Origin of the sequence: Algoriphagus yeomjeoni (assembly GCF_003259505.1) — a bacterium.
Classification (GTDB): domain Bacteria; phylum Bacteroidota; class Bacteroidia; order Cytophagales; family Cyclobacteriaceae; genus Algoriphagus; species Algoriphagus yeomjeoni.
This window is the reverse complement of the sequence record NZ_QLLK01000003.1, coordinates 34,029-46,685: the sequence shown is the minus strand read 5'-3', so window position 1 is coordinate 46,685 and position 12,657 is coordinate 34,029. Positions and strand designations below refer to the sequence as shown.

Here is a 12,657-nt window from a genome sequence, read left to right as displayed (position 1 = left end):
TCGTTTTGCTCGATTTCATTAGAAAATTATTATATGGTGGGAGTCCCGTCTATGACTCGTAACGTGGATCAGGAAATATGTTATTTTACTCTGTATGCTCTGGCCAAATTGACCTTTGACACATCCACAAGAAAACGATTTTTTAAGATCTTTCGCCCGAGGAGTATTGCATTTCTCATACTTGACCGATCTGATAGTGTAAATTCTGCCGAATAACTTTCACCTGCTAGCTCAAAGGTAGTTTCTATCAAGTAGCGGAATTCAGCGTGGCCAAAAGAATTTTTTACTTTTTTCTCTCTGAAGTGCTCAAAGGTAACCATTTCTCCCGTGTAGGATTTATGCCCAGGCAGCAAAGGTTGAAACCGTAGAATCCTTTTACCATTCTCCTCAACTACTTCTAAGTTCTCCGCGTGAATACTACTTGTATAAGCTCCAGTATCTACCTTAGCCCAGACTAAATTCAGACCTAATTTGGGAAGTGAGATTTTCTCTTTTCTACCTATTATTTTCTGATCCATATCAGCTGATTTTAGCCATTAATCTAGTCACGTTCATAGATAAATCTGTGAAGATAAATTTGGCGTTACCATTTCTTTCCAGGTGATAATGAGCTGTATTGAAATCACCATACAACTTGCCCACATGCTCCTCTTTGAGGATTTTTCCTGAGATATTATTTACAAATGTACGGTCCTCGTCATGCGTCCGTAGCAACTCATCCAAACCCGCATTTTTCAGAAGAATCTCTCGGAGCACATTTAAGCCCGTCAGCACAAGTGATTTTTGCGCTTCTTTATCAGATTTGTGAAAATCATCAGCGAGCCCAAAAATGCTTTTGAAATCTGCCTTGTAGCAGGAGAGAAACCACTCTCTGATTTTTCTCACCTGCAAATCTTCTACCTGATCTACCAGACGATAAGCCTCTCTAAGATTTCCATCAGCGAGCATTGCAATCTGATCCGCAGAAGCCTCGTCACATAGGCCTTTAGCGATAAGATGATTTCTCACCTCTTCGTCCGCAAAACCCCTTATCGTTACTTTTTGAGTTCTGGAAAGGATCGTCGTAAGCAACTGGTCTGCAGCCCCAGTAACCAGGATAAATAGAGTTTTAGGCTGTGGTTCTTCCAAAATCTTCAGAAGCGCATTTGCCGCAGACGGATGAAGAAACTCAGGTGCCCAAATCATCATGATCTTGTATCCTCCTTCGAAAGACATCAAAGAAAGAGCCTGGATAATTTTACGAGCTGCTCCTTTGGAGATATTTAATTGCTTCTTTTCGAAATTGTTGAAATAGATAAAATCATGAACATTTCCGTAAGGCTGCTCCGTGGCAAACTTCCTCCAGCTTGTCAATATGTCCACTTTTTCCTCGTCATCCTTATCATCTTCCTTTGCTTTGGCGATCGTCGGAAAAGCAAAATTCAAATCCGGAATAACTAATCGACTCATCCGCTGGCAAGAAGCACAAGTACCACAGGAATCGGTTTCCCCGGGATTTTCACAGTACAAATAAGTACACAGCGCCAGCGCCATGGTCAAATTAGCCGAACCTTCAGGTCCATGAAACAACAAGGCATGCGCCAAATGATTGTTTTTGACGGCATTGATTAGGTTTTCTTTGGTTTCGGGAAGTCCCGGTATAGCTGCGAATTGCATGAATTAATTAATCAGGATGAGGTTTCCCAAATTCTATAGTTTTTGGACATTTCGAAAATCGTGCGTAAGATTTCTTGTTCTTCCACATTCAATTCAAGTCCCCTGCGAGCCACTACTGCTTTGGCTGTCTCTAGAAATTTTGGAAACAAAAAGGTAGAGAATCCTTCCTCTCCACCCCAAGCAAATGAAGGAATAAATTTACGTGGAAATCCGGGACCGAAAATATTTGAGCCAATCCCAACCACAGTCCCGGTATTAAACATGGAATTGATCCCACACTTGGAATGATCACCCATCATCAGTCCACAGAACTGCAAACCGGTATTGGAGTAATTTCCGACGGTATAATCCCAAAGTTTAACTGGAGAGTAATTATTTTTCAAGTTGCTGGTATTCGTATCAGCGCCCATATTGCACCATTCTCCGATCACGGAATTGCCCAAAAACCCTTCGTGACCTTTATTGCTGAAGCCAAAGATCACCGAGTTGGACAGTTCCCCTCCTACTTTGGAATACGGACCGACGGTAGTATCACCTTTTATTTTGGAACCCATATTTACAGTAGAGCTTTCGCAAAGCGCAAAAGGCCCACGAATCATCGAACCTTCCTGAATCTCGGTATTTTCCCCAATGTAAATAGGTCCATTCTCCGCGTTCAAAACAGCTGCTCGAATGACAGCTCCTTCTTCGACGAAGATATTTTCGGGTGAATACACTTTAGTATGAGGATCTGTGATCTTTGCCGATTTCCTTCCTTTTGTAATTAGCTCAAAATCCTTTTTGATTTCTGCGCCATTGAATTGGAATATATTCCAAGTTTTCAACAATAAAGTAGGCTCATATTCAAGTTGAACTATCTCTTTACCTTTCACAGCAGCCAGATTCTTTTCCGTTTCGCCGATATAGGTAGCGATCAGTGTTTTGCCGAAGTAAAGGGCTTGATTAGTTGAAAGAGCTTGTAACAGCTTAAGACTTTTGTTGTCAGGAAGCCAAGCGCCATTGATTGCCAATGCATTTCCGGTACTCCGAGGAAATTTAGCTTGGAGGTAATCTTGGGTAAGAAATGAAACCGATGCTCCAGATATTTTCTCCCATTTCTCAGAAATCTTCAGTATTCCTACGCGGATTTCCGCTACAGGTCTGGTAAAAGTAAAAGGGAGCAATGATCCTCGTATGGCGGGATCATCAAACAACAAAATTGAGTCCATGAGGCAAAAATAAAAAAGTCTCCCGGAATCCATGCTCCGGGAGACTTTTTAGCCTGATATAAAGAAGAATTACTTCTTAGCGTATCTTCTGTTGAATTTCTCAACACGACCCGCAGTATCAAGCATCATTTTCTTACCTGTGTAGAACGGGTGAGATTCAGAGCTCACTTCGACCTTGAACAAAGGATATTCGTTGCCATCTTCCCAAGTGATAGTTTCGCTTGTTTCGATAGTTGACTTAGTAAGAAATTTAAACTCGCTAGAAGTGTCGTAGAAAACGACGTCTCTATAGTTTGGATGGATATCAGCTTTCATATTATTGCTAGTTATTATGTACCTCTTTCAAATGAGGCACAAAGCTAGGCTTTTTCACAAAACTCACCAAATCTTTGCCAAGTATTTATAAGTCAATTGGTCAAAAGGTTTCAAAAAGTAGAACTATACCGGCAAAACAAGGGCTTTTCCCCTAAAAAAGAAAAAAACTTGACGAACTCCCGGAGAGTATAAATATCGACTTGGTTCTATAGAGGATAAATAGCCGAGAATTTCATACGTCTGAATAGTATCTCAATTTCAGGAATGTTTTTTAGATTTAGCCAATGCTAAAGCTATACAAACACCACCTAAGCCTCAGGCTACTTATTTTAGTAAGCTTATTTTTTCTTCCACTTTTTGCCTTTGCACAAGGAAACTACATCCCATATGACCGGGACTACTATCATAAAATCGAGCGCTACGAAATTCTTCAGGGTAAAAACAATCCTGTATTTCATACAGGGGCAAAGCCTTACCGACGAGACCATGTAGCTCAATTTCTTGATAGTATTGCCAATGACGCGGTTATCCGAACTAGCGTTGATCGGTTTAATCTTGCTTATTTAAGTCAAGACAATTGGGAGTTTGTTAGTAGGGAAACTCCACATTCCAAAAAACCTTTATTCAACGCGATTTATAAGAGACCTGGAGACTTTGCATACTATACTAGTGATGAATTCGATATCCATGTAAGTCCCGTTTTGTACTTGAATGGTGGGATAGAACCTGATAATGACCGAAATCCAAACCGCCTTTCTCGTGGAGTAGTTTTAAGAGGCTCGATAGATAATAAAGTTGGATTTTACACCTATTTCACTTCTTCCGAGGCATTTTTTCCAAGCTGGGTCAAAGGCTATACCGAGCATAATGGTGCTGTGCCAGGCGAAGGATTTTGGAAGGAATACAATGGAGATGGCTATAGTTATTTCTCAGCACTGGGACATGTGAGCTTTAATATCACGAAGCACATCCAAGTAGAAGCTGGCCATGACCGCAACTTCATCGGAGAAGGTTATAGATCCTTTTTGCTATCTGATTTTTCCAATCCTTATATGTTCATAAAGCTAAACACACAAGTTTGGAAGTTTCAGCTAACAAATATTTGGAGTCAAATGACGGCAGACGCCTTTTATGATAGAGGTAGACCAACGGACGGGAAATATCCTCAGAAATTTTTCGCTTTCAGCAGGCTTGCGATGAATGTTGGTAAGAATCTCAACTTGGGTTTCTTCTCCTCTGTAATGACCGAGGAGGTAAACTTTAATTATTTCAACCCTATAATTTTCCTTCGATGGGTGGAGCAGCAGCAAGGAACGCCAGACAAAGTCATGCTTGGCTTGGACGGAAAGTGGATTTTCACTCCTGGAATGGAACTCTATGGACAGTTTGCCTTGGATGAGTTTGTATTCAATGAGTTTTTTGGGATAGATGGCAAAAACTCAAAACGCAATAAATACGGGGTACAAATGGGCTACAAGTACATGGATGTATTGGATGTATCCAATTTAGATTTTCAGCTGGAGTGGAATCAAGCGAGGCCTTATACTTTTCAGGAAAAATTCGATTACCAATCTTACTCCAACTGGAGAACTCCTTTGACTCATCCACGCGGAGCAAATTTCAGAGAATTCATCGGTATAATCCGCTATCAGCCGATTCCAAAGCTAAATCTAACATTTACGGGAATGCACCAACTCTATGGAGCAGATCCAGACGAAGAAACCAACTGGGGTGGAGATGTCTTGAAAAATAGATTGGAAGGAAGTCCGACTGGATTATTTGGAAATGTAATTGGTCAGGGAATTGAGAATACGGTGGTGCAAACCAACCTGAATGCCACCTACATGCTAAAGCATAATTTCTTTATCGATGCATCGCACACATTTCGGAGAAGAACAGCACAGGATTTGGATAGCCCAGAAACTTCCCAATACCTTCAATTGGCTTTCCGATGGAACTTTACACGACCTGATTACAACTACTAACAAGGAACCTCCCCTGCCATTTTTGCGTAACTTGCGAGATTATTCCACGAATATTAGTTTATGAAGACCTATTTACGAATTCTCTCTTATGCCAAGCCTTACTGGAAATTCGTGCCTACTTATATTATCTACGCTTTTCTTTCCATCGTTTTTGGGCTTCTGAATTTCACCTTATTGAAGCCACTTTTCGATGTGATTTTCGAGCAGGTTGATCCAGAGTCATTAGCGCAGTATGCTGATAAGCCTGAATTCAACTTTTCCATAGAGTATTTCTCCCACCTCTTTAATTACAATTTCCTGCAAGTCGCTGAAGAGTATGGGAAGATGGGAACGCTGTTTTACGTCTGTATTATCATCGTTGTATCGGTATTTCTCTCCAACCTTTTTACTTATTTATCAGGCGTAGTTTTAGCCAAAGTTCGGGCAATCGTAATCAAGAGAATGCGGATGGATATTTTTGAGCATGTCAGCGGCCTACACATCGGGTACTTTTCCAACGAGCGAAAAGGCGACCTGATGTCAAAAATGACCAATGACGTGCAAGAAGTAGAAAACACCATTGTACAGTCGCTAAGGGTGGTTTTCCGTGAGCCTGCCACCATTATTCTATATTTCTCTGTGCTGTTCTTCATGTCAGTGAAATTGACACTTTTCACCATTTTGATCATCCCTATCTCTGGAGCCATCATTGGAGGAATCACGAGAAGACTAAAAAAGAAGGCAGTTCAAAGTCAACAGTCACTGGGCCGTATTGTGAATATTCTAGATGAAGCACTGGGCGGTATGCGGGTGATCAAAGCCTTCAACGCTGAAGGTTTTATGAAAAACAAGTTTGATGGAGAAACTGATTTCTATGCCGATGTCAATGTAAACATGGCTCGCAAGAATGAACTCGCCTCTCCTATTTCCCAGTTTTTAGGTGTCTTCGTAGTGGCGGGGATTCTAGTATATGGAGGAAGCATGGTTCTTAGTGGCAGCTCCGATCTTGGCGCTTCTGACTTCATTACTTACATCATTATTTTCACTCAAGTACTCAATCCTGCCAAGGAAATCTCCAGAGCAGTAAGTAGCATTCAAAGAGGTATTGCTTCAGCAGAACGGGTTTTCACAGTAGTGGATACGCCCTCCCAAGTATATTCCGCCACATCTCCAGTTCGATTGAATTCATTTGAAAATTCGGTTGAGGTCAAAAATGTAAGTTTTGCTTACGAAGATCAACTGGTCTTAAAGAATATCAACTTTACGCTTGATCGAGGAAAAACAATCGCTTTGGTTGGCCCTTCGGGAGGCGGTAAATCTACTTTGGCAGATCTAATTCCACGCTTTTATGATCCTAGCGCCGGTGAGATTTTGCTTGATGGAACAAACTTGAAAGATTTTGATCTAAAAGATTTGCGCAGCCTGATGGGTATTGTAACCCAAGAGTCCATTCTGTTCAACGACACGGTATTTAATAATATCGCGTTTGGAGTAGAAGGCGCGACAGAGTTCCAAGTGATGGAAGCTGCGAAAATTGCCAATGCTCACGAGTTTATTGAGAAAATGGAAGATGGCTATCAAAGCAGCATCGGGGAGCGTGGCTCCAAACTTTCTGGTGGCCAGCGTCAGCGTTTAAGTATCGCAAGAGCAGTCCTAAAGAACCCGCCGATTTTGATTCTCGACGAGGCAACTTCTGCACTGGATTCGGAATCTGAACTTTTGGTACAGGAAGCCCTGACGAAATTAATGAGTAATAGAACTACACTCGTCATCGCACATAGGCTAAGCACTATCCAACATGCGGATGAAATCTTAGTGATAGAGCGCGGAGAAATCGTGCAAAGAGGAACACACGCTGACTTGAGTCAAATTGATGGCTTGTATCAGAAGCTTTCTAGTATTCAGTCGGTTTAGTATATTCGTTAATACTAATTTTAAAACCTATGAAATCGAGCATGTCGAAGATCAAGTAAAATAGGATCATTCTCTTTGTTGCAAGATTCCATATTTCAGCTAAAAATTAAATTATAATCATATGAAAAAACTTCACCAAATACTTCAAATAGCCCTTTTGGTCTATTTTGGTGCTTTTCTTATTTTCTTCGTTGCCTTCGAGACCCTTGGTGGGCTCTTTGGAATGGAAGAAATCACCTCAGATTCCATGGTCACTATTATCCTCATCGGGATGATCTTTTTTCTAGCCGCGTGGGGAAGCAGCTATGCAGCGTACAGTAGTCTTTCGTCCCAAATCAAGAAGATGGAAAGCGAAACGAATGCACTCAAAGCTAAGATATATGACTTTGAGCATCCTGCCGTACGCCCAAATGCTCCTGCTAGCAAACCAACAAAACCCACGGAACCTGATCAAAGCAAAATCCCGCCGAGGCAAAATATTACAGAGTAGTTCTTAGATGAATTAACAAGAATCACATAAGGAAGCCACACGGTTTCCTTATTTTTTTCGAAACAGTTTTATTGGATTGATGGCTTTTTTCTAGAAACTGGCTAAAAAATAGCATCCTGTGGAAAAAGATATTCCAATCTTTACATCCTATCACTCAATAAATACCCAATATGAACTCTCAATTATTTTTTCAGAAAAAGTACTTGAATTTATTAACCGGCATAAGCCTAGTGATTCTTGCTTTTTCCTGTCAAACAAAACCAAAGCAAGAAGAAGTTAGAAAGCCTAACATCATCCTGATATTGGCAGATGATTTAGGGTTTTCAGACCTAGGAAGTTTTGGTGGTGAAATAGAAACCCCAAATCTCGACTGGTTGGCAAGCCAAGGAATACGGTTTACACAATTTTACAATACTTCACGATGTTGCCCAACTAGAGCCTCTTTGCTCACAGGACTCTATAATCACCAAGCTGGAATCGGTCAGATGACCACCGATACAGGGCAAGAGGCTTACCGAGGCCACATTTCCAATTCGGCAGTAACTATCGCTGAAGTTTTGAAAAGCTCTGGCTATAGAACCGGAATGGTTGGGAAATGGCATGTTTCCAACACAGTGGTTCAAGACACACCTGAAAAGCAATTGGCTTGGCTGAATCATCAGGAAGAGCATCCACTTTTTTCACCGATTGAGCAATACCCAACTAATCGGGGGTTTGAGAAGTATTTTGGAAATATCTGGGGCGTGGTAGACTTTTTTGACCCTTTTAGCTTAGTCAATGGCACTGAGCCTGTGACTGAAGTTCCGGCAAACTATTACCACACTGACGCGATCAATGATACAGCTTCTGTTTACATTCGAGAGTTTGCACAGCAGGAAAAACCATTTTTCCTCTATGTAGCACACACCGCACCCCATTGGCCGCTTCATGCGTTGCCGAAGGATATAGAAAAATACCAAGACACGTATAAAGTTGGCTGGGATAAGATTCGGGAAAATCGATATAAAAAGTTGTTGGAGTTGGGAATAATCGATGAGGCTGACTATCCTCTTTCTGAAAGATGGGGAAATGAACTCAGTTGGGAAGATAATCCAGATAAGGAATTTGACGCAAGGGCCATGGCTGTGCACGCAGCAATGATCGATAATATGGATCAGGGAATTGGTAGAATAATAGAAACGCTTAAGGAAACCGGTCAATTGGAAAATACCCTGATCGTGTTTTTGAGTGATAATGGCGCTAGCTCAGAAAGTAGTATGCGTTATGGGCCTGGTTTTGATCGACCGAGCCAAACGAGGAAAGGTGAGCCAATCGATTACCCGGTGGAAAAAGATGTGATGCCAGGACCACAAACGACTTTCACCTCTATCGGACAGCGCTGGTCAAATGTATCCAACACGCCTTTTCGCTACTGGAAAATGGAGTCATTCGAAGGTGGGGTCCATACGCCAATGATAGCATTTTGGCCTGCTGGAATCACTGCAGAAAAAGGAAGTATTTCTAATCAGATTGGGCATGTCATGGACTTTATGGCAACTTTCATCGACGCGGCAGGAGCTGAATATCCAAGTGATTTTGCAGGCAATAAAATCAAACCGATCGCTGGAAAAAGTTTACTTCCCGTATTTCAAGGTAAACAGCGGGAAGGACATCCCATACTTTTCAACGAGCATGAAGGTGGGAGATCAGTCCGAACGAAAGAGTGGAAACTGGTTACTTTGGATGCCAGGGAGCCATGGCAGCTATTCCGAATCGACGAAGACGCCACTGAAACCAGAAATGTATCGGAAAAACACCCTGAGGTAGTAGCTGAATTAGACAGCCTTTGGCAAAACTGGGCGCTAGAAAACAAGGTGCTTCCCAAGCCATAAATTGAATCGGAATCAGACAAAGTAAAATTCAAGTATGTAATAAGAATTTAATTTTACGAAAGGCTTATATTAAGGAAATCATTCAGGTTTCCTTTTTTTGTAAAATATGGTAGCTAAAACTTTTGGAAGCGCAGTATCAGGCGTAGATGCGAATATCATCACTATAGAGGTGAATGTAGGACAAGGAACCAGTTTCTTCATGGTCGGTTTACCTGACTCTGCTGTGAAAGAATCTCAACAACGGGTAGAAAGTGCCTTAAAATATTTTGGATACAGAATGCCTCGGCAAAAAGTCGTCATCAATCTTGCTCCTGCAGACATCCGAAAGGAAGGTTCGGCATATGACTTGCCAATAGCAATGGGGATTTTGCAAGCATCCGAGCAGGTCGAATTTCCGGCTTTGGGAGATTACGTGATCATGGGAGAACTTTCGCTTGATGGTAATCTCCGACCAATAAAAGGTGTCTTACCTATTGCAATTGAAGCCCGAAAGAAGGGATTCAAGGGATTTATCCTTCCTGTGGAAAACGCAAAAGAAGCCTCTATTGTCAATAGTTTGGACATTATTGGTGTGGAGACAATGCAACAGGCTACAGACTTTTTGATGGGTGACCTGGAAATAGCGCCTTTGGTAACGGATACTCGAGAGATTTTCTATCATTCACTGGATGATATTGAATTTGATTTTGCAGATGTACAAGGTCAAGAAAATATCAAAAGAGCTATGGAAATCGCTGCTGCCGGTGGTCATAACGTGATCATGATTGGCCCTCCGGGAGCAGGTAAAACCATGCTTGCCAAACGTCTCCCTTCGATTCTTCCACCGCTGACTTTGGTGGAAGCGCTGGAAACAACTAAAATACACTCCGTTGCTGGGAAGCTAGGCAGAAATGGATCTTTACTAGCTAATCGCCCTTTCAGATCGCCACATCATACCATCAGCGATGTCGCACTTGTGGGAGGAGGAGGAAATCCTCAGCCTGGCGAAATTTCTCTTGCACACAACGGCGTACTTTTTCTGGATGAATTGCCAGAATTCAAGCGCACGGTGCTCGAAGTAATGCGCCAGCCGCTGGAAGAGAGAAGAGTTACGATTTCCAGAGCGAAGGTTTCGGTGGATTTTCCTGCCAATTTTATGCTGATTGCTAGCATGAACCCATGCCCTTGTGGCTACTATAATCATCCAGAAAAGGAATGTGTATGCGGGCCAGGAATAGTGCAGCGCTATTTGAATAAAGTATCTGGCCCCCTACTAGATCGTATTGACCTTCACGTAGAAGTGACTCCGGTGAAGTTTGACGAGATGACTTCCACCCGAAAAACAGAGTCTAGCAAAGAAATTCGGGAACGAGTGATCAAAGGTCGAGAAAAACAAAAAGAACGATTCAAGGGGAATCCGGAAGTTTTTTGCAATGCCATGATGCCTTCACATTTGACCAAACAAATCTGCCAGATCAATGAAGCGGGTAAGATGCTTCTGAAAACTGCCATGGAACGTTTGGGATTATCCGCACGAGCCTATGACCGAATTCTGAAAGTAGCCAGGACTATTGCTGATATTTCTGGAACTGAAGAAATCAAAGTCGAGCATTTGGCTGAGGCTATCCAGTATCGAAGTTTGGATAGAGAAGGCTGGGCGGGGTGAGAATTTAAAATTATTTAATATTTAATATGATTATCCGCAATGATGCCAGTCACCTTAGATTCTTTGCTTGGTTGGCTGGAAGACCGATGACCGAAGACCGAAGCGGCCTCAAAGTTAGAGTATACCATCTTTTAAGTCGCTTTTATCTATTTACTGGTAACAAAGCGGATATACATATTATTTAATTTGAAATTTGAAAATGGCAAAATCAGAAATACCGAAGTTCCATGAAACTTTTAATCCCATTTTAGATATCCTCAGCGATGGAGAAGCAATTCATTCGAGAGAGTTAATTAGAAAAGTGATAAAGAAATATTACTCAAATCTCCCAGAAGAATTATTAAATGAGAGGACAAAAAGCGGTGAAATCCTGATTCAAAATAGAATTGCTTGGGGCAAATCATACCTTAAAAAAGGTGGCTATATATTTTTCCCCAAAAGAGGGATGACCCAAATAACTGATAAAGGACTTAAACAAAAAGATGAGCTTTCCTTAAAAGAAATTCAAGAAGACAACAACCTATTTGAATTTTACTCAGAAGAGAAAACTAAGGGCATTTCCAAAGACACGGAAATTCAAAGTTCCACTCCGCAGGACTTAATTGATAAAGGGTTCTTAGAAATTGAAAATCAAACTAAAACTGATCTTCTAGATAAATTAAAAACCATAGACCCCTACTATTTTGAAAAAGTCATTTTAATTCTACTTAAAAAAATGGGATATGGGGACTTTATTGAAACACCAAAATCTGGAGATGGCGGAATAGATGGAATCATCAATGAGGACAAATTAGGTCTTGATAAGATTTATATTCAAGCAAAGAGGTTTGATTCAAACAAAGTCCGTGAAAAAGATATACGGAATTTCATAGGAGCAATGAGTGGGGACACTAGCAAAGGCGTTTTCGTCACAACTTCAAAGTTTGATAAAGGAGCTGAAGAAAAAGCAAAATTTGCTCATCATACTATAATTTTGATTGATGGGGAAAAACTTGCGAATCTGATGCATGAATTTAATGTGGGAGTACAAATTAAATCCACATATGAAGTCAAGCAACTTGACGAAGATTTCTTTGAAGGCCAATAAGTACCCACTGCAAATTAAAAGTTACTAATCCATCCATGTCCATCGAAATCATCCTCCGCTACCTTCACTTTATCAGCATATTTGCCATCGTGGGATCGCTTGTGTCAGAGCATCTTTTGCTGAAAAAAGAACTGACACGAAAAGAAATCAAGCGACTGGCAACCATAGATGGAGTTTATGGAATGGGAGCTCTGACACTTTTGGCCGTTGGGCTTACACTTTGGTTGGGTGGATACGGTAAACCGACAGAGTTTTACTCCCACAATTTCATCTTCCATATCAAAATCACACTTTTTGCCCTAATTGGAATTTTGTCCATCTATCCAACCATATTTTTTATCAAAAAAGGAAAAGGGGATCCAGCTGAAATTGTCCAAGTTCCAAAAACAATTTTTATGCTCCTGAGGTTTGAACTCCTGCTATTAGTTATCATTCCATTGTTAGCTGGATTGATGGCAAAAGGAATCGGGTACTATGGCTAACACGCTCTGATTTCACATTACTTTA

11 protein-coding genes are annotated in these 12,657 nt (G+C 41.2%); 7 read left to right on the top strand and 4 right to left on the bottom strand.

Annotation, left to right across the window (positions count from 1 at the left end):
* Positions 1 to 80: 80 nt before the first annotated feature.
* The 4 genes from LV83_RS05720 to LV83_RS05705 all read right to left on the bottom strand — a co-directional run bounded on the left by LV83_RS05720 (position 81) and on the right by LV83_RS05705 (position 3,179).
* A complete protein-coding gene (locus tag LV83_RS05720; protein WP_111610596.1) occupies positions 81 to 518 on the bottom strand; it encodes an ATP-dependent zinc protease family protein in 438 nt (145 codons plus the stop codon).
* Position 519: 1 nt separating this feature from the next.
* Positions 520 to 1,656 carry a DNA polymerase III subunit gene (locus LV83_RS05715; protein ID WP_111610595.1) on the bottom strand — a complete coding sequence of 379 codons (1,137 nt, stop codon included), beginning with the start codon at positions 1,654 to 1,656 and terminating at the stop codon, positions 520 to 522.
* An 11-nt stretch (positions 1,657 to 1,667) separates the two neighbouring features.
* Complete coding sequence (locus LV83_RS05710) at positions 1,668 to 2,864, bottom strand: GlmU family protein (RefSeq protein ID WP_111610594.1); 1,197 nt, start codon at positions 2,862 to 2,864, stop codon at positions 1,668 to 1,670.
* 69 nt (positions 2,865 to 2,933) lie between these two features.
* Positions 2,934 to 3,179 (bottom strand): type B 50S ribosomal protein L31, encoded by a 246-nt coding sequence (locus tag LV83_RS05705; protein WP_111610593.1) that lies wholly within the window; start codon positions 3,177 to 3,179, stop codon positions 2,934 to 2,936.
* A gap of 284 nt (positions 3,180 to 3,463) precedes the next feature.
* Here LV83_RS05705 and LV83_RS05700 point away from each other — a divergent pair, with 284 nt between their 5' ends.
* From LV83_RS05700 to LV83_RS05670, 7 genes are all read left to right on the top strand, one after another.
* On the top strand, positions 3,464 to 5,164 hold the full coding sequence (locus tag LV83_RS05700) for a hypothetical protein (RefSeq protein WP_111610592.1): 1,701 nt from the start codon (positions 3,464 to 3,466) through the stop codon (positions 5,162 to 5,164).
* Between the two features lie 60 nt (positions 5,165 to 5,224).
* Entirely contained in the window at positions 5,225 to 7,057 is a 1,833-nt protein-coding gene (locus LV83_RS05695) for an ABC transporter ATP-binding protein (RefSeq protein WP_111610591.1), read from the top strand.
* Positions 7,058 to 7,178: 121 nt separating this feature from the next.
* Positions 7,179 to 7,547, top strand: a complete 369-nt coding sequence (locus LV83_RS05690) for a hypothetical protein (RefSeq protein ID WP_111610590.1) — start codon at positions 7,179 to 7,181, stop codon at positions 7,545 to 7,547.
* 170 nt (positions 7,548 to 7,717) lie between these two features.
* Positions 7,718 to 9,418, top strand: coding sequence for an arylsulfatase (locus tag LV83_RS05685; protein ID WP_111610589.1), 1,701 nt, complete (start codon positions 7,718 to 7,720; stop codon positions 9,416 to 9,418).
* Between the two features lie 106 nt (positions 9,419 to 9,524).
* Positions 9,525 to 11,063, top strand: a complete 1,539-nt coding sequence (locus LV83_RS05680) for a YifB family Mg chelatase-like AAA ATPase (protein WP_111610588.1) — start codon at positions 9,525 to 9,527, stop codon at positions 11,061 to 11,063.
* A gap of 199 nt (positions 11,064 to 11,262) precedes the next feature.
* Complete coding sequence (locus tag LV83_RS05675; protein ID WP_111610587.1) at positions 11,263 to 12,150, top strand: restriction endonuclease; 888 nt, start codon at positions 11,263 to 11,265, stop codon at positions 12,148 to 12,150.
* A gap of 35 nt (positions 12,151 to 12,185) precedes the next feature.
* Complete coding sequence (locus tag LV83_RS05670; protein ID WP_111610586.1) at positions 12,186 to 12,632, top strand: DUF2214 family protein; 447 nt, start codon at positions 12,186 to 12,188, stop codon at positions 12,630 to 12,632.
* Positions 12,633 to 12,657 lie beyond the last annotated feature (25 nt).